Here is an 18,575-nt window from a genome sequence, read left to right on the forward strand (position 1 = left end):
TACCCCCGTTCATTTTCCGCTACTACAAAGTATTTAAGGAATATCGATCATGGCTGCTAAAGAAGTTCTGTTTGGCGATTCCGCCCGCAAGAAAATGCTCAAAGGCGTCAACGTCCTGGCTGACGCGGTAAAAGCGACCCTGGGCCCGAAAGGCCGTAACGTGATCATCGAGAAGAGCTTCGGCGCTCCGACCATCACCAAGGACGGCGTTTCCGTCGCCAAAGAAATCGAACTCGAAGACCGTTTCGAAAACATGGGCGCGCAGCTGGTCAAAGACGTTGCCTCCCGTGCCAACGATGACGCTGGTGACGGTACTACCACCGCTACCGTTCTGGCTCAGTCGATCGTCAACGAAGGCCTGAAAGCCGTCGCTGCCGGCATGAACCCGATGGATCTGAAGCGCGGCATCGACAAGGCGACCATCGCCATCGTCAAAGAGCTGAAAAACCTGTCCAAGCCATGCGCTGACACCAAGGCCATCGCTCAGGTTGGCACCATCTCGGCCAACTCCGACAACTCCATCGGCGACATCATTGCCGAAGCCATGGAAAAAGTCGGTAAAGAAGGCGTGATCACCGTTGAAGAAGGCACTGGCCTGGAAAACGAACTGTCGGTTGTAGAAGGCATGCAGTTCGACCGTGGCTACCTGTCCCCGTACTTCGTCAACAAGCCGGAAACCATGGTTGCCGAGCTGGACAACCCGCTGGTGCTGCTGGTCGACAAAAAGATCTCGAACATTCGCGAAATGCTGCCAGTACTGGAAGCCGTTGCCAAAGCCGGCCGTCCACTGCTGATCGTATCCGAAGACGTTGAAGGCGAAGCCCTGGCGACTCTGGTCGTGAACAACATGCGTGGCATCGTTAAAGTCGCAGCCGTCAAGGCTCCAGGCTTTGGCGACCGTCGCAAGGCCATGCTGCAGGACATCGCCGTTTTGACCGGCGGTACCGTTATCTCTGAAGAGATCGGCCTGAGCCTGGAAGCAGCCACCTTGGAAAACCTGGGCAGCGCCAAGCGCGTGACCATCTCCAAGGAAAACACCATCATCGTTGACGGTGCTGGCGTAGCAGGCGACATCGAGTCCCGCATTGCTCAGATCCGTGCTCAGGTTGCCGAAACTTCCTCGGACTACGACCGTGAAAAACTGCAAGAGCGTCTGGCCAAGCTGTCCGGCGGCGTTGCAGTGATCAAGGTTGGCGCTGGTTCCGAAGTAGAAATGAAAGAGAAGAAAGCCCGCGTTGAAGACGCCCTGCACGCAACCCGTGCAGCCGTTGAAGAAGGCGTGGTACCTGGCGGTGGCGTTGCGCTGATCCGCGCTCTGGAAGCAATCCTCGACCTGAAAGGCGACAACGCCGACCAGGACGTGGGTATCGCCGTTCTGCGTCGTGCCATCGAAGCACCGCTGCGTCAGATCGCTGCCAACAGCGGTGACGAGCCAAGCGTTGTGGTCAACGAAGTCAAGAACGGCAAAGGTAACTTCGGTTACAACGCTGCGACTGGCGAGTACGGCGACATGATCGAAATGGGTATCCTGGATCCGACCAAGGTCACCCGTTCCGCGCTGCAAGCTGCATCGTCGATCGGCGGTCTGATCCTGACCACCGAAGCCGCGGTAGCTGATGCACCGAAGAAAGACGGCGGTGCTGGCGGCGGTATGCCAGACATGGGCGGCATGGGTGGCATGGGCGGCATGATGTAAGCCAGCCTTACCCCTGTACGAAAAAACCCCGCCTGCGAAAGCAGGCGGGGTTTTTTATCGCCCGGATTTCAGTGGTCACATCGATCCACTGTGGGAGCGAGCTTGCTCGCGATGGCGTCAGGTCAGGCGCTGACCGGTTCAGCCTTTGTCTCGTGCTCAGTCTTGAGTGCAGGTCGATACAGAACGTAGTAATACGACCCCAGACAAATCAGCCAGCAGAACACCGCCGTCCACACGTTGTGCGAGAAGAAGTGCGCGCCCTGCATCATTCGCCCGATGGAGAACACCGAGCCGAGGGCGAAGGCGAAGACAAATACTGCGCGAGCCATGCGCGGGCGACGGTCACGCAATACGAAAAACAGGGCAAACAGGGTGAAACCGGTGGCCGCATGGCCGCCGGGCCAGCAGCGCCCCGGTTTCTCGGTAGGCGGGCGATGGCTCAATAGTTCGCTGTACGTCTCGTGACCGCCGAATTGCTCAAGACTCCAGGGGCATTGCACCGCGGTCACCGCTTTCATGGGCGTGACAAAGGAAGTCGCCAGGCCCAGGGACAGCACCAGACAACCCAGTTCGCGCTTGTACGGCTTGAGTTTTGCCATGAAAAACGAAGCGATGTAGCCGAGGACGGCGAACACCGAAAATGCAATGACGACCTGCTTGGCGCGGGTATGCAGGATGTTTTCCAGGAAGTAACTGTGCCGTCCGATGAAGTCCCCCGCGACCGGGTCGTAGAACAGCTTGGCAAGGTCCATGTCCAGTGAGGTCAGTTCGAGCAACACCAGAACGATCGCCGCAACGGCGGGAACCCCCAGGCATACCCGGAAGTTGAGCGGGCGAGGGGCAGGGCGGACAGCGGTTGATGACATGGTGGATCCTGAACAAAGGAACAAGCCCCGGGGCATCAGCCCGGGGCGATTCGGTTAACGTTCGCCGACTTGACCGGCACCCTCCTTGGGCGCCTTCCAGCCAAGCAGCTGTTGCTTGAAGCCATAACTGGCGGTTTGGTAATAAGTGATAGCGCGGGTAATCAGCGGGTCATCGGCGCTGGACCGGGACTCGCGGCTTTCGGTCAGTGCGTCATCGTGACGACGCAATCCCTGGCGAGGGCTCAAAATTGCCAGGTCCTTGCCGTCGAACAACCCCAGGTGCTGATAGTTGCCGACCACCACCCGTGGCGGCAGCGGGTTGTCCTGCAACAGGTTACGGCCGAAGAACGTCGACTCATAATCCAGATTGAGCAAGCCCAGCAACGTCGGCGCCAGATCGATCTGGCTGGCCAATTGTGCAGTTTCCCGAGCTTCGATCAACTTGGGCGCATAGATGAACAGCGGAATCTGATAGTTGGCGATGGGCAGGTCTTCCTTACCGGCGCTGCCTGCGGTGTGGTCGGCGACGAAGACGAAGATTGTATTGTCAAACCAGGGCTTTTGACGCGCCTGATCGAGAAACTGACCAATGGCGTAGTCGGTGTATTTCACCGCGCCGTCACGGCCGTTGCCGGACTTGATGTCGATCCGGTTGTCCGGATAGGTGTAAGGACGGTGGTTGGACGTCGTCATCAGTTGCAGCAGGAATGGCTGCTGCCTGGCATAGTCGGCATCGGCCAGTTTCAGTGTCTGGTTGTAGAGATCCTCGTCAGCCATGCCCCAGGCATTCTTGAAGTGAATCTCCGACTCCTCGACGCTGCTTTGGTCCACGACGCGGTAGCCGTTGCCGCTGAAGAACGCATTCATGTTGTCGAAGTAACCGCGGCCGCCATAGACGAACACACTGTCGTAGCCCACGGCATTGAGTTGCTGGCCAAGGCTGGCAAAGCCGCTTTCACGGCCCACGCGCTTGACGATCGAGCGACCGGGCGTCGGCGGAATCGCCAGGGTGATGGCTTCCAGGCCGCGGTCGGTGCGGGTGCCGGTGGCGTAGAAATTATTGAAATACAGACTCTGCTTGCGCAGGGCATCGAGGTTGGGTGTCAGATTGCGGGTATCGCCGTTGCTGCCCATGTACTTGGCGCTGAAGCTTTCAATGGTGACCAGTACGATGTTGGGCTTGCGTGGCGTGCCCGGGTTATCGATCTGCCGGCGAATGTCCTGCGGGTCCTCACCCACGAAGCGGGCATTGGGTTCTGCCAGTTCGGCGCGAATCTGTTGGGCAACCACAGCCGATGGCAGCGTGCTGTAGAACTGCGGGTAGTCCAGTTCGTTGTTACGGAACGCGGCGAAGAACTGGTATGGACCGTTGCTCGCCAGTTCGTTCTGATAGGCATTGCCGCCCTGGGCGCGCGGGGAGTCCTGGCTGAGCAACTGCATGCTCAGACCGGCGACGATCAACAAACCGAGTGCATTGAGCAAGCGACCACGCAGCGGCGGCAACGGCGCATCGAGTGCAACATTGAACGCTTTACGCAATACAAGACTCAGGACCACGGCCAGCACGGCGAGGATGCTCAGCAGCGTGCCGATCGGGTACGACTCAAGCAGGTTGTTCAATACTTCGTCGGAATACACCAGGTAGTCGACGGCGATGAAGTTGAAGCGCACGCCGAATTCATCCCAGAATAGCCACTCGGCGACTGAAGTGAATAACATCGCGAACAGACTGACAGTCAGCAGCCCCTGAAGAAACCAGCGATGGCCACGCGTGCGCCACAGGGCCGGCGGACATAGCAACAGGTAGAGGCCCATGGGCAGTGCTGCGTAGGCAATGAAACCCAGGTCGTACAGCAGGCCGATGCCGAACACCGGAAGGAAGCCACTTCCGGCCTCATCCAGATGAGTGAGAAGCAGGACTGTTCGAGTCAGAAAAAATATTGCCAGCCAGGAGCCGGCGACCAGCAGCAAAAAGCGCATGGGGGCTGTTTTCAAATAGTCCATTTTTTATATTCCTTATTATCAATCGCGTGACAGTTTTCATCGACCGCTGTAGTCAGCGTGTGAATCGATAGTGAAAAACTTGTCAATCATACCTATTGGTTGAGCGAATTGATCCATACACAGCCTTCCCCTAGCCGTGGGCCACACTTGGCCTTAAGCTGCGCGGGCCACGACGGCTGTTACTGTGGACGGAGAGATACCCATGCGAATTCTATTGGTTGAAGACAACCGCGATATCCTGGCCAACCTGGCCGATTACCTGGGGCTCAAAGGCTATACCGTGGATTGCGCGCAGGACGGTCTTTCGGGTCTGCATCTGGCAGCCACCGAGCATTACGATTTGATCGTGCTCGATATCATGCTGCCCGGCATCGATGGCTACACCCTGTGCAAGCGCCTGCGCGAAGATGCCCGACGCGAAACGCCGGTGATCATGCTCACGGCCCGCGATCAACTGGATGACCGTCTGCAAGGCTTCAAGTCCGGCGCCGATGACTACCTGATCAAACCGTTCGCCCTGTCTGAGCTGGCGGCGCGCATCGAAGCGGTCATGCGCCGTACCCAGGGTGGCGGCCGGCGGACCTTGCAGGTCGGCGACCTGAGCTATGACCTCGACACCCTGGAAGTCACTCGCGAAGGCCGCTTGCTGAAACTCAACCCGGTCGGCCTGAAGCTTCTGGCCGTGTTGATGCAGAAAAGCCCGCACGTATTGCGCCGTGAAATTCTTGAAGAAGCGCTCTGGGGCGACGACTGCCCGGACAGCGACAGCCTGCGCAGCCATGTCCACCAACTGCGCCAGGTGATCGACAAGCCGTTCGCCAAGCCATTGCTGCAAACCGTGCACGGTGTGGGGTATCGCTTGGCCGAGGGGCGTGATGGAGTTTAAGCAGAGCCTTTCTCAACGAATCATCATTGCCTTTGCGCTGATGAGCGCACTGGTGGCGGGTGCCTTTGCCATGGGCATTGTGGCGACCGTGCACCTGGTGGAAGAAAAACTGATTTCGGCAGGTCTGGGTGGCGATTTGCAGCGCCTGTTGCTGATGGACAATGTCACGGACTGGCGCCATCGTCCCGAACCGGACCAATTGTTCTACTTCAGCAGCGGGCCAGGCGATTTCAGATTACCCAAGGATTTGCGGCACCTGGAGCCGGGTTTCCATGAAGTGTTCCGTGAAAACCTGTCGTACCACGCCATGGTCGAAATCGTCGACGGCCGACGTTATGTGCTGTTGCAGGACCAGAGCGACTTCGAAGAGCGTGAGCGGGTGCTGTTTGCCGTGGTGCTGGTGGGTTTCGTCCTGAGCCTGGCGCTGGCGGTATTTCTTGGCTGGGTCCTGGCCCGCAAGGTTATGGCACCGGTGGTGCGGTTGGCCCGCCAGGTACGCCATCGTGATCAACTGCTGGGTTTGGCTCCTCCGTTGGCTCCGGACTATGCCGCTGACGAAGTGGGCGAACTGGCCGTGGCCTTCGACGCCACCCTTGGGCGCCTGCGTCAGGCCTTGACCCGCGAGCGGTTGTTCACCAGCGACGTCAGCCACGAATTGCGCACGCCCCTGATGATATTGGCCAGTTCCTGTGAGTTGTTGCTGGAAAACCCCGGTATCGATCAGCGCGGCCGCGCTCAGGTCGAACGCATTGCCCGAGCGTGTGAAGAAATGCGTGAGCTGGTGCAAACCTTCCTGATGCTTGCCCGTGCCCAACGCGAAGACGCCAGCATGTCGCCGCAACAGTCCCTTAGCCAGGTGGCCGAGGGCCTGCTCGGTCTATGGCGTGAACCTATCGAAAGCAAAGGGTTGGAGCTGATCTTCGAACCGGGCAATCCCAAGGCCAAGGGCTACAACGCGACGTTCTTGCACGCGGTGATGGGCAACTTGCTGCGCAATGCCTTGCATTACACCGAGCGGGGTTTCATCCGCCTGACCCTGACGGGTACGGGCTTTCTGGTCGAAGACAGTGGCGTGGGCATTCCCGAGGAAAAACGCGAGGCGATGTTCGAACCGTTCGTTCGGGGCGACGAAAAGCGCGGGGAAGGCCTGGGCCTGGGGCTTTCACTGGTGCAGCGGATCTGTGAAAACCAGGGCTGGAGCGTCAGCCTGACAACCATGGAACCTAGTGGCTGCCGTTTTCAGGTGGAGTTGTCCTGAATTTGATCAGTTGAGTCGGGTGTACAGCAAACGCTACCTGTTCTGTAAATCCCTGTAACATTTTTGGGTTTCCCGTGACAAATTTTTCACAGGTGGATCACCTGTCGCCGACACCCCAATACCTAAGGTAGTTGCTATCAGAAGTTCAGGAGACCTGATGATGGACGGCCCGGTCAAACTCGACTTTTCCGAAAAGTACGATGATCAACACGCGCAACGCTATTTGCGCAAACACCAGGAGGGTCTTGGCCGTCGATTGTCCCATTGGCGTGACGAACAACTGGCGCGCAAGGCGCTGGCCTTGGTTGGCGAGCCTGGCCTGGTCCTCGATTTACCGTGCGGTGCAGGGCGTTTCTGGCCCTTGTTGGCGGAAAAATCCAACCGTGTGATCATCGGCGCCGATAACTCGGAGTCCATGCTGAAGATCGCAACCCAGGCGCAACCTGCCGACGTGGTGAAACGGGTACAACCCTTGCACACGTCTGCATTCGACATCGCTTTGCCGGATAACTCCGTCGACAGCATTTTTTGCATGCGCTTGCTCCACCACATCGGTGAAGCCGAGCATCGCATGGCCATTTTGCGCGAATTCGAGCGAGTTTCCCGTGACAGCGTGATCCTTTCGCTGTGGGTCGATGGCAACTTCAAGGCCTGGAAACGCAAGCGTTCGGAGAAAACCCGTGGGCAGGAAGGTTACCAAAACCGGTTTGTGTTACCGGCCGCTACCATAGAAAAGGAAATTGAGCAGGCGGGTTTCCTCATCCAGGAACAACTGGACTTTTTGCCGCTCTATGCGATGTGGCGAGTTTACGTATTACGCAAGAGGTAACAGGATGGCAGTGCAGTGTGCAGCAGAAACGGAAGTCGCTCCCCAGGACCGCTTCGATTACTTTTGGAATCAGCGCGGTGAATGGGTGGAAGAACCCAACGTCCGTCGCGGTGGGGAAAGCGGCGTTCAACGGGTGATGGGCAGTGATGGTCAACTGCTCTACGTCAAGCGTCAGACCGGGCATATCCATCGTAGCTTGCAGCACCCTTTCGGGCGGCCTACGGTAATGCGCGAGCATGCTGCGCTCATCGGTATGACCGCGCTTGGCGTGCGGGTTCCGCAAATCATTTTCTGTGGTGCACAGCGCGATCCTGTGCACAAGTGGCGTGCCTTGCTGGTCACCAAGTCGCTGGACGGCTACGAGGAAATCGATCGCTGGTACGCCGGTGGCGGTCGCGAGCGTCATGGTGCAGCCATAAATGAACGGGTGCTCAAGGACCTGGCTGAAAACCTGGCCCGTATGCACAAGGGCCGCTGGCAGCACGGCTGCCTTTACGACAAGCACGTATTCGTTCGCGTGACCGGTGAGGGCGAGTCGGCCAAGGTCGAAGTTGCCCTGATCGATCTGGAGAAATGCCGACGGCGTTTGACCGCCTATCGCGCAGCTGTCCATGACATGAAGCAGTTGCGTCGCCACTCGTCATTCAGCGCGGCAGACTGGAAAAAGCTCATCTATTTTTATGAGACGGCGTTTGGCAGCGCTATCAAGGGTTTATAGCGATGAAACTCGAAATTGCACGAGGTGTGTTTCTGGTAGGAGCCTTGGCAGTTGCATCAATCGCGATGGCAACCTGGGAGCAACCACGCCCCCGGGTTCTCAGCTCGATAAGCGTAGAAGAACATTGTCCATTGCCACGGGTTGCGAAGGCGCCCGTGGCCACTCGACCCGATCATGATCTGTTGTTGTTCATGTTCGGACTTTCTCAAGGATTGAGGTCGCAAAATTGAACCGATTGAAGCCCAAATGAAAGGCCTCGCTGATGCGAGGCCTTTTTTTACCTGAAGAAAGCAGCCAGGTATCACACAAAACCCTGTGGGAGCGAGCTTGCTCGCGATGGCGGTGTATCAGTCGATATCTATGGTGGTTGACACGCCCTCATCGCGAGCAAGCTCGCTCCCACAGGTTCTACTCCCACAGATGCATCTGTGTCAGGGTTTATCGGGTTTAGCCAGCAACGTGTAGATGCAGGGCAACACAAACAAGGTGAACAACGTGCCGATCGACATGCCCGTTGCGATGACCGTGCCGATGTCGAACCGGCTGACCGCGCCGGCACCGGTGGCGATGATCAATGGCACCATGCCGAACACCATTGCCGCGGTGGTCATCAAGACCGGACGCAGCCGGATGGCCGCCGCTTCCTCTACCGCTTCCCTGGCCGTCAGGCCCTTGTCCTTGCGCAGCTGGTTGGCGAACTGGACGATCAGAATGCCGTGCTTGCTGATCAGCCCGATCAACGTCACCAACCCGACCTGGGTGTAGATGTTGATGCTCGACCAACCCAGGAACAGCGGAATCAATGCGCCGCAGATGGACAGGGGCACGGTGACCAGGATCACCAGCGGGTCGCGGAAGCTTTCGAACTGGGCCGCCAGTACCAGGAAAATGATTGCCAGTGCCAGGGCAAAGGTGACCCATAGGGCACTGCCTTCCTGAACGTACTGCCTCGATGCGCTGGCGTAGTCGAAGGCAAAGCCGGCGGGCGCCTCTTCCTGGGCGATCTGGCGCATGAGGTCGATGGCTTCCCCCATGCTCACCAGCGGCACGCCGGACAGGGTGGCCGAGTTGAGTTGCTGGAACTGGTTCAGTTGTCGCGGTCGAGCACGGTCGGAGACGGTGATCAGGGTCGACAATGCCAACAGCTCGCCCTTGGCGTTTTTCACGTAGTAATTGTTCAGCCAGTCCGGATTGTCGCGGAACGGCCGCTCGACCTGGGCAATGACTTTGTAGCTGCGACCTTCAATGGTGAAACGGTTGATCTCGGCTTCACCCAGCAGGGTCGCCAGGGTTCCCCCCAGATCCTGCATGGAAACCCCCATCTGTGCAGCCTTGGCGCGGTCGATATCCACCACCACTTCCGGCTTGTCGAAGGCCAGGTCAACGTGGACAAACGCAAACTTGCCGGATTCCTTCGCACGTTTTTGTACCCGGTCGGCCACCTGCAGCAGCAATTCGTAATCGTTGGCGGCGTTGATGACGAACTGGAACGGCAAGCCTTCGCCGGTGCCTGGCAGTGATGGCAGGTTGAAGCCGAAAATCTGCAGCCCCGGGATCTTTTCCAGTTTGGCCTGCACCTTGGGCAGGATCGCCATTTGCGTGCGACTGCGCTCACTCCATGGCTTGAGCAGGAAACCGCCGATGCCCGATTGCACGCCGTTGAAACCGTTGATCTGGAATGACGAGTAGTACTCGGGAAATGCCTTGAAGATCGAGACGAACTCGTTGGTGTAGGTGTTCAGGTAGTCGAGGTTGGTCGGTTGCGGGGCGTTGGCAATCATGAAAATGATGCCCTGGTCCTCATCTGGCGCCAGTTCCGATTTGGTGAATTTGAGAAAGACCGGAATCAGGCACAACACGATTACAGCGAACACCAATACCACCGGCCGGGTGTTGAGGGTGCCGTGAAGCAGGCTCTGGTAGCGCCGCTTGAGGTTTTCGAAAGTCATGTCCAGGCGATGGGCCAGACCACCGGGATTCTCGTCGTGACGCAGAAGGTACGCACACATCATCGGCGACAGGGTCAGGGCGACGATACCGGAGATCACCACCGCGCCGGCCAGGGTCAGGGCGAACTCCTTGAACAGTGCCCCGGTCAGGCCGGTCAGGAAGCCGATCGGTGCATATACCGCGGCCAGGGTGATGGTCATCGAGACCACCGGCATGGCGATTTCCCGGGCACCTTCAATGGCGGCGTCCAGCGGTGTCTTGCCTTCCTCGATGTGGCGATGAATGTTTTCCACCACGACGATGGCGTCATCCACCACCAGACCGATGGCCAATACCATCGCCAGCAGGGTGAGCAGGTTGATGGAGTACCCCATCATTTGCATGAAGAACATGACGCCGATCATCGACAGCGGGATGGTCACCACCGGGATCACTACCGAACGCAGGGCGCCGAGGAACAGGAACACCACCACGATCACGATCAGCACCGCTTCGAACAGGGTTTTCACCACTTCGTCGATCGAGGCCTGGATGAACAGGGTGGCGTCATAGGCGATTTCACCCTTGAGGTTCGGCGGTAGCTGGGCCTCAAGGTCCGGCATGATCTTGCGCACTTCCTTGATCACCTCCAGCGGGTTGGCGCCGGGTGTCGCCTTGATGCCGATGTACACCGAAGGGGTGCCACCGAACGAGCTGATGGTGTCGTAGTTTTCCGCGCCCATTTCCACACGCGCCACATCGCGCAGCAACACACGGCTGTCGCCGTCGACCTTGAGCGCAATCGCCCCGAAGGCTTCGGCGGACTTGAGTTCGGTATTGGCGTTGATGCTGGTGACCACGTATTCGCCTTTCACCTCACCGGCGGCCGAGAGGAAGTTGTACTGGCGCACCGCGTTGGTCACATCGCTGGCGCTGAGGCCGAAACCGGAGAGCTTCACCGGGTCCAGCCACAGGCGCATGGCAAAGACCTGGTTGCCGAGGATCTCGGCTTCGGCCATGCCGGGCAAGGTCGCCAGTTTCGGCTGGATTACCCGCGACAGGTAATCGGTAATCTGCGGGTTGCTCAATTCCTTGCTGAAAAAGCTCATGTACATCAGCACTGACGCATCGGCAGATTGTTTGCTCAGCACCGGGTCTTCAGCGTCCTGGGGCAGCCGGCTCTTGACCTCGTTGGCCTTGGCCAGCAGTTCGGTAAACAGACGGTCGCTGTTGGAGCCGACGCGCGCGTAGATCGAGATCACCGAAAAGTTCTGGCGACTCACCGAGGTCATGTAGTCGATGCCCTCGGCGCTGGCCAGGCTTTGCTGCAACGGTTGGGTGATGTAGCCCTGGATGGTCTCGGCGTTGGCCCCGGGGTAGGCGGTGGTCACCGTGATCAGGGCGTTTTCCATTTGCGGGTACTGGCGCAGGGGCAGCTTGCCCCAGGCCTGGAAACCCAGCAGCACAATCAGCAGGCTGACCACGGTTGCGAGAACCGGGCGGCGAATGAACGGATCGGTAAAAGCCATGGGGATTCCTTGATCAGTCCGCGCGTGGCGGGCTGTTCCGCTCGGCCAGGGTCTTGTCGTCGCTGATGGCAATGTGTGCGCCGTTGTCCAGTTTGAGCTGGCCGGCGGTCACCACTTTCTCACCGCTCTGCACGCCTTTGGTGATCATCACTTGCCCATCGCGGTGTTCGCCGGTTTCGACAAAACGCCGTTCGGCGATCAGCACCGGCTGGCCCTTGTCGTCCTTTTCCGGGCTGCCATCTTTGGCCTTCTTTGGTACGGCCACATACACCGAGTTGCCGTAGAGCGTGTAGGTAATCGCGCTTTCCGGTACCACGATGCGCGGTTGCGGGTCGGGCAGGAGCACCTGGAGGCTGGCGAACATGCCGGGCATCAACTTGCCATCGGGGTTGGCCAGGGTGGCGCGGACCTGCACGTTACGGGTGCTGTTCTCGACTTTGGGGTTGATTGCACTGATGGTGCCGGGGTACTCCTGGGTCGGATACGCCGCGACAATGACCTGCACTGGTTGGCCGAGAGCGATCTTCGGCACCGATTGCTCGGGCACGAAAAAGTCGACATACAGGCTACTGAGGTCTTGCAGGGTGGCGATCATGGTGCCGCTGGCCACATAGTCGCCGACATCCACCTGACGAATGCCGATGGTGCCGCTGAACGGCGCGATGATGCGTTTTTTCTCGAGGGCAGCCTTGAGCTGATTGACCGTGGCCCTGCTCTTTTTCAGGACCGCCGAGAGTCGGTCGAACTCACCTTTGGAAATCGCCTGGCTGCCGACCAGCTGGCTGCCACGGTTGTAGTCCAGCTGGGCCAGCCCAAGGTCGGCCAGGGCGGTTTCGAGCAGGGCACTTTCTACGGCGCTGTCGAGCCGGACGATAGGTTGACCGGCCTTGACCTTTTGCCCTGACTCGAACTGGACATCAATGACGGTGCCATCGGTCTCCAGGCTCAGGTCTACGCCTTGCAAGGCCTTGAGCGTGCCAACGCTAGGCAGGCGGGCTTGCCATGGGCGCTCGGTGGCGGTGGCCACGGCAACGCTGATGGCCGGTCTGGGCGCAGAGTAGCCTTGAACCATCGTGTAGATCGAGAAGGCTTTGTACGCGGCCAGGACCAGCACAATCAGTAGAACGACACCCAACATGATCAGCATGCGGCGACGCAGCATATCCAGTTCCTTGGAGAAAATCAGGTGAGACAGCGGGGCTCATTACCGGGAGTGTAGAGGGTAATCCAACTGTCGTTTTTACAGGTTGTGAGGTATTAGAGGGGGGAAAGCCTGAAAAGATTCGTCGCCTTGGGCCACGCCTGCGGGGTGTCCGTCATCCCGATGCAGGCGCGGCCCAAGGCGGCGATCTTTTCTGAATTACGCCATCAGATGCAGATGGTTGTCCCAGAGCCCGGCGGGTAGCTCCAGCGGTTTTGCAACAAGGTTTGTCTGGCGGCAGTCGTAGTAGCGGCAGCGCCCCTGACCCGAGGTCACGACAAAACCATCGGCCACGGCGCCGACCCCGGCACAATCGGGCAGTGGCGCATCCAGGCGTACTTCACCGCTGTCCAGGTCCCAGATGAAAAAGCGGTTGCCCCGCGGGGCGGTCAACGCCACCAGGCGCAAGTCGCTGTGCACCGCGACGCTGGCGGTGTAGTGCCCCATGGCCTGCAACTGGTGCTCGGGTACCGGGAACGCGACGAAAGGCTGACCGGGACGCTTGATCGCCAATAGCTGCGACGACTCATGGGCCGCGCCCATGAACTGCTGGCTGGCGACGATGGTGCCGTCGCTGGCGATGGCGAGATGGCGCACGCTGTTCATCTGCTGGGCGAGGGTTTCCTTGCTCAGCAAGGTGCCGTCACGTTGCATCAGGACCAGGCTCGGTTCCATGGCATTGAGGTTCATCTCCACCCGGCTTTCGGCCTCGGTGCGAATCCCGCCGTTGGCCACCACCAGAGTTTCGCCATCGGGCATCCACGACACCTGATGGGGACCGAGGCCGTGGGTGGAAATCTCACCGCTGTGCACCAGCCGTTCGCCTTCGAATTTATACACGCCGAGCAGGCCGCGGCCCGGATCGCTGGTATCGTTTTCAGTGGCGTACAGCCAGTCACCGCTGTGGTGAATGACCGCGTGTCCGTAGAAGTGCCGGTTCGGCTGTGACACAACGGTTTGCAGGAGCGCGCCGTCGCTCAGGTCGACCAGGTAGCTCTCGGTACCTGGACGACGGGCGACAAACAGCGCAATCGGCAGGGTCGGGTGGTTGATGATGTCGTGGCAACGCTGGCTGACCCGGGTGGCAAACACCTGGGTGCCATCCAGCCGATAACCGACGGCGTAATGCCGGCCATCGGTATCGTCCCGTGCCGACAGCAGCAACGGACTCTTGTCCTTTTGCTTGAACAGCTTCCAGCCGCCCAGCGTCACTGCACCGAGCAGCAAACTACCTAATGTCAGAACCTGGCGTCGCAGCATGGAACTGGCCCTCATCAGTCACCGTCGTTGGCGTTGAAGCCCAGTTGGATGCCCAATGCCTTGGCCAGATCGGCCTCGTGCAGGCGATGGACGACGTTGAGGCTGTCATACAGCTCGTTGAGTTGCTGGCGGCCGGCCTCGTCATTGAGCATGTCGGTCAGCGAGCGCTGGTTGCCGGCGAACAGTTTCAGCGAAGCGGCATAGGCGGCATCGATCTTGTCGGCCAACGGTTTCTGCTCGCTCGGCAACAGGCCGCGCAGGCCTTTGTTATCTACGCCTTCCCAGACCGTTCTGGCGGCCGCGAGGCTGGCTTGGAGGCTGGTCAGGGACGATTGGCTACGCCATGCATCGGCCTGGAACGGTTGCGGCACGCCTTTGGTCTGACGGCCCATTGGCGTGCCGAGTTTTTTCTTCAGGGTGTCGATGGCGGTGACCTGCACGCGCAACAGATCGGCGATCGCCTCGTGGGAGTCCGCATAACGCTGGTTCGGGAACTTGCTCATTTGCGCGAGCATGCCGTCGGTGTTGTTCCAGGTTTGCAGAATGTCTTCGGCCAATTGCTTCTGGCGTTCGCCGATGGCGATCAGCAGCGGGCAGTATTTGCTCTTCTGCTCAGCGTTGGCCACGTCAGGCTTGCTGTCGAACAGAATGTATTCGTAGGCCGAGAGCCCCTGTACCACAACGCTGGATTTGGCCAGGGCGGCGGCATCGATCTGCGGCTGGGCGGTAACCAGTTGCTCGACCTGACGGCCGACCAGGTTTTTCTTGTCCGGCCAGAACTGCACTTGCCACGAACGGTTGCCTTCGGCCAATGGCCCGATCAGCAGCGGTTGCAGTTCGGCCCAGGCTTTTTGCGCATGGAGGAAATCGGCACGAGCGGTTTCCAGGGTTTCCTTGCCTTCGCAATAGGCGAGGGCGCTGACCGCCAATTGACGGTCGGCTTCAACCCAACGGGTGTAGGTTGGCAGGATCACCGACTTGGCAATGGCGGCCGACGTGACCGCTTGCGGGTCCTGGGGCGAGCAGGCGCCGAGTGCGAGTGCGACAAGGCTGGTGAACAACAATTTGGGACGGAACATGTCGGGCTCCCGCGAGTGGAATGCGTGTTAAAGGGAATTCAGGAACGCCAGCAACGCAGCGCGTTGCTCGGCATTGAAAGACAAAACCTGTTGCTGCGCCGCTTGTGCTTCGCCGCCATGCCAGAGCACGGCTTCGAGCAGGTTGCGGGCGCGGCCGTCGTGCAGGAACCGGGTGTGGCCGCTGACCGCCTGTGTCAGACCGATGCCCCACAACGGCGGGGTACGCCATTGGCGGCCGCTGGCCTGGAATTCGCTACGGTTGTCGGCCAGGCCGTCGCCCATGTCATGCAGCAACAGATCGCTGTACGGGCGAATCACCTGATTGGCCAGTTCAGGTTCAGATGCGTTGGCGGCGGTGGTGTATTTCGGTGTGTGACATGACTGGCAACCGGCCTGATAAAACAGGGTCTTGCCGGCCAGCACTTCAGGGGCGTTGACGTCACGACGGGCCGGTACAGCGAGGTTACGGCTGTAGAACAGCACCAGGCGCAGGATGTTGTCGCTGACTTCCGGCTCGCCATTGGGGCCGTTGCCACTGGGAGCCTGTTTGCAGGCCGTTTGCGCGTCCGTGCAGTCATCAAGGGGTCTCAGGCTGGTGGTGAGCCCCATATCCCCCGAAAACGCGTGGACATTCTGTTGATTGAGGTTTGGTTGTCCGGCTTTCCAGCCAAATCGTCCCAGAACGGTCTGTTGCCGGGCGTCATCCCAGACCCGGTTCAGGCGTCCGCTGATGCCGTTGTTCGCCTTGGCCTGTGCCTCGGCGTTGGCCAGTATCGCCTCCTCGGGGATCGCTTCGAGCAGGCCCAGGCCAATCATCGGCGGCGCTACACGTGCCGAGAAACGGGTATCGGGGTGCATCGGGCCGTAGCCCAACTGAGTGATGTTGAGGCTTGGTTTACGCAGTTCGATTTCGGTGCCGTCCTTGAAGCGAACCGGCACGGCGGTGTAATCGACCCGCACTTTGCCTTCGGGGGCCACGCCGGGTACGGCCATGTCCTGGAGCTGCCCGCCGTAGACGGGCTCCGGCACCACGCCGAGCCGTTCGATGACCTTGGCATACGCCGGGGTGTCGGGAATCGACAGGCGTACCAGCATCGACACGGCGTTCACATCGTCCGGAGTCGGCGGATGACCGCGGCCGTCCTTGATGTGGCAGCCCTGGCAGGCATTGGTGTTGAACAGCGGGCCAAGGCCATCGCGAGCGGTCGTGGTCGACGGGGCGATCACCCAAGGGCTGCGGAAGAAACTGTTGCCGACGCTGAAATCCACGCGCCGTGACGGTGGCAGATTCGCCGAGGGCATGGAAAACGCGTTCTGATCGGTCTTGCGCACCGTCGCACTGCCACCGGAGCGGGCTTCACCGGGTTCGGCCTGGGTGAATTTCGGGGCGTCATCGCAGGCACTCAGGCCCAGGGCCAGAAACAGTGCGGACAAGCGCAGAGGCAGCGGGGGCATCAGACATCCTGCAAAACGAGCAAAACAAGGGCGCAAAGTCTAACAGGGGATGGGAATTTGAATAAGAGGAATTATCGTTTGCTTGATGTGGGGCAATTGTCGCGGACAACCCTGACCCCTGTGGGAGCGAGCTTGCTCGCGATGGGGCCGTGTTAGTCGACATCAACTTTGAATGACATACCGCATCGCGAGCAAGCTCGCTCCCACAAGGGGGACTGCGTGTAGCAGGTAAGAAAAAGGCGACCCGAAGGTCGCCTTTCTGATCACTCAGCCAGCGTTGATCAGAATTCGTGATCAGCGTTGTCCGGGTTCAGGTCGTTGATGCCCAGTTTGCCTGCAGCGGCTTCGATCGAACCGGTCTGCTTGACCAAGGACGCGATGGCGTCGCGGACGATCTGGTTGCCCGCGGTGTTGCCAGCGGCGATCAACTGGTCGTAGTGCTCACCCTTGTTGGCGTGGTCGACCATGACCTGGATCTTGGCTTCGGTAGCGGCCAGGTCGTCTTTGAGTGCGGTGTCAGCGGCCGGATCAGCCTTGGCCACCAGGGACGACAGGCTGGCGCCGGTCATTTTGGTGCCGTCGACACGGGTGTATTCGCCCAGGTACACGTTACGAATGCCCTTGGCATCGTAGAAGTGCGAGTTGTGGGTGTTGTCGCTGAAGCAGTCCTGTTCGTCTTCCGGAGAGTTGGCTTCCAGGGAAACCTTCATGCGCTCGCCCGCCAGTTCGCCCAGGGACAGGCTGCCCATGCCGAACAGCATTTTGCGCAGGCCGGTTTCAGCCGGTTCCGCTTCCAGGGTGGCGCGGTAGTTGTCGGCCACGTTCGGCTTCCAGTTACCGACCATCTCTTCCAGGTCGCTGACCAGCAGCTGAGTCACGGACTTCAGGTAAGTACGACGACGATCGTTGTGACCGCCAGTGGCGCCTTTGCCTTCCAGGTAGTCCGAAGCCGGACGGTTGCCGGCGCCAGGGCCGGTGCCGTTCAGGTCCTGGCCCCAGAGCAGGAATTCGATGGCGTGGTAGCCAGTGGCGACGTTGGCCTCGGAACCGCCCAGTTCGTTCAGGCTGGCGAGTTTTTCCGGGGTGATGTCTTTGACATCGACCTTGTCTTCGCCGATCTGCACTTGAGTGTTGGCAATGATGTTGGCAGTGGCACCCGGGTTGCCCAGGGCGTGTTCGTAGGACTTGTCGACGTAGTCGATCAGGCCTTCGTCCAGCGGCCAGGAGTTCAGTTGACCTTCCCAGTCGTCAACGATGGTGTTGCCGAAGCGGAACACTTCGCTCTGCAGGTAAGGCACGCGAGCGGCAACCCAGGCAGCCTTGGCGGCTTTCAGGGTGTCGGCGTTCGGCTTGGCGAGGAAGGCGTCTACAGCGGTTTGCAGGGTCTTCGCGGTGGATTCGGCATCGCTGTAAACGGCGAACACGATGTCGGCGTAATGGGCGACAACGGCTTTGGCGGCGGCTTCGTCGACTTTACCGGCAGGCGCAGCGGCTGGAGCAGCCGGGGCAGCCGCAGTGCTGGCAGCTGGCACAGCAGCTTTTTCTTGGTCTTTACCTTCGCCGCAACCGGCGAGGGAAATAGCGATGGCCAACAGACTGGCGGTAGCCAGAGGCATACGAATCATGGCGAACATCCTGCTTCGAAATGGGTGGAGTCGTGCTATGCGCACGCAAAACTGCGACATAATGCAAATCTTTCGCATTCTGTGTAAAGGGTTGTACCTGTAAATATTTCTTATTCACGGAGGCGCGCGATTCATCCTGTGGGAGCGAGCCTGCTCGCGATGGACGTCAACGATGACGCGCGCAGTCTGAATGTACGCGGCGCCGAGACGTCCTTCGCGAGCAAGCTCGCTCCTACAGCA

General features: G+C 59.6%; 14 protein-coding genes. 6 read left to right on the top strand and 8 right to left on the bottom strand.

Annotation, left to right across the window (positions count from 1 at the left end):
* The first annotated feature begins 49 nt into the window (after nt 1-49).
* Nucleotides 50-1,696: a chaperonin GroEL gene (groL, locus tag ACM6IK_RS15515; protein ID WP_150728305.1), complete on the top strand. Its 1,647-nt coding sequence runs from the start codon at nt 50-52 to the stop codon at nt 1,694-1,696.
* Between the two features lie 122 nt (nt 1,697-1,818).
* Here groL and ACM6IK_RS15520 read toward each other — a convergent pair whose 3' ends face one another.
* Both ACM6IK_RS15520 and ACM6IK_RS15525 read right to left on the bottom strand, forming a co-directional pair.
* Entirely contained in the window at nt 1,819-2,562 is a 744-nt protein-coding gene (locus ACM6IK_RS15520) for a phosphatase PAP2 family protein (protein WP_414875019.1), read from the bottom strand.
* 54 nt (nt 2,563-2,616) lie between these two features.
* Entirely contained in the window at nt 2,617-4,566 is a 1,950-nt protein-coding gene (locus ACM6IK_RS15525) for an LTA synthase family protein (RefSeq protein ID WP_414875020.1), read from the bottom strand.
* Between the two features lie 202 nt (nt 4,567-4,768).
* Here ACM6IK_RS15525 and colR point away from each other — a divergent pair, with 202 nt between their 5' ends.
* From colR to ACM6IK_RS15550, 5 genes are all read left to right on the top strand, one after another.
* Nucleotides 4,769-5,452, top strand: coding sequence for a two-component system response regulator ColR (gene colR, locus ACM6IK_RS15530; RefSeq protein WP_007985839.1), 684 nt, complete (start codon nt 4,769-4,771; stop codon nt 5,450-5,452).
* A complete protein-coding gene (locus tag ACM6IK_RS15535) occupies nt 5,442-6,710 on the top strand; it encodes a sensor histidine kinase (RefSeq protein ID WP_414875021.1) in 1,269 nt (422 codons plus the stop codon). The genes colR and ACM6IK_RS15535 overlap by 11 nt, the downstream gene beginning before the upstream one ends.
* Before the next feature lie 160 nt (nt 6,711-6,870).
* The gene (locus ACM6IK_RS15540) at nt 6,871-7,539 is read left to right on the top strand and encodes a class I SAM-dependent methyltransferase (protein WP_414875258.1); all 669 of its coding nucleotides are present in this window, start codon (nt 6,871-6,873) and stop codon (nt 7,537-7,539) included.
* 4 nt (nt 7,540-7,543) lie between these two features.
* Nucleotides 7,544-8,257 (top strand): lipopolysaccharide kinase InaA family protein, encoded by a 714-nt coding sequence (locus tag ACM6IK_RS15545; RefSeq protein WP_414875022.1) that lies wholly within the window; start codon nt 7,544-7,546, stop codon nt 8,255-8,257.
* A gap of 2 nt (nt 8,258-8,259) precedes the next feature.
* Nucleotides 8,260-8,487: a hypothetical protein gene (locus ACM6IK_RS15550; protein ID WP_414875023.1), complete on the top strand. Its 228-nt coding sequence runs from the start codon at nt 8,260-8,262 to the stop codon at nt 8,485-8,487.
* Between the two features lie 201 nt (nt 8,488-8,688).
* Here ACM6IK_RS15550 and ACM6IK_RS15555 read toward each other — a convergent pair whose 3' ends face one another.
* The 6 genes from ACM6IK_RS15555 to ACM6IK_RS15580 all read right to left on the bottom strand — a co-directional run bounded on the left by ACM6IK_RS15555 (nt 8,689) and on the right by ACM6IK_RS15580 (nt 18,335).
* Entirely contained in the window at nt 8,689-11,715 is a 3,027-nt protein-coding gene (locus ACM6IK_RS15555; RefSeq protein WP_414875024.1) for a multidrug efflux RND transporter permease subunit, read from the bottom strand.
* A gap of 13 nt (nt 11,716-11,728) precedes the next feature.
* The gene (locus tag ACM6IK_RS15560) at nt 11,729-12,877 is read right to left on the bottom strand and encodes an efflux RND transporter periplasmic adaptor subunit (protein ID WP_414875025.1); all 1,149 of its coding nucleotides are present in this window, start codon (nt 12,875-12,877) and stop codon (nt 11,729-11,731) included.
* A gap of 198 nt (nt 12,878-13,075) precedes the next feature.
* Nucleotides 13,076-14,176, bottom strand: a complete 1,101-nt coding sequence (locus ACM6IK_RS15565) for a DUF1513 domain-containing protein (RefSeq protein ID WP_414875026.1) — start codon at nt 14,174-14,176, stop codon at nt 13,076-13,078.
* 14 nt (nt 14,177-14,190) lie between these two features.
* Nucleotides 14,191-15,255, bottom strand: coding sequence for an imelysin family protein (locus tag ACM6IK_RS15570; protein ID WP_414875027.1), 1,065 nt, complete (start codon nt 15,253-15,255; stop codon nt 14,191-14,193).
* Between the two features lie 27 nt (nt 15,256-15,282).
* Nucleotides 15,283-16,710, bottom strand: a complete 1,428-nt coding sequence (locus ACM6IK_RS15575) for a di-heme oxidoredictase family protein (RefSeq protein WP_414875028.1) — start codon at nt 16,708-16,710, stop codon at nt 15,283-15,285.
* Nucleotides 16,711-16,991: 281 nt separating this feature from the next.
* Nucleotides 16,992-18,335, bottom strand: coding sequence for an imelysin family protein (locus ACM6IK_RS15580; RefSeq protein WP_414875029.1), 1,344 nt, complete (start codon nt 18,333-18,335; stop codon nt 16,992-16,994).
* Nucleotides 18,336-18,575: the final 240 nt, after the last annotated feature.

It is taken from the genome of Pseudomonas sp. IT-196MI5 (genome assembly GCF_949767415.1).
In the GTDB taxonomy this organism is placed as follows: domain Bacteria; phylum Pseudomonadota; class Gammaproteobacteria; order Pseudomonadales; family Pseudomonadaceae; genus Aquipseudomonas.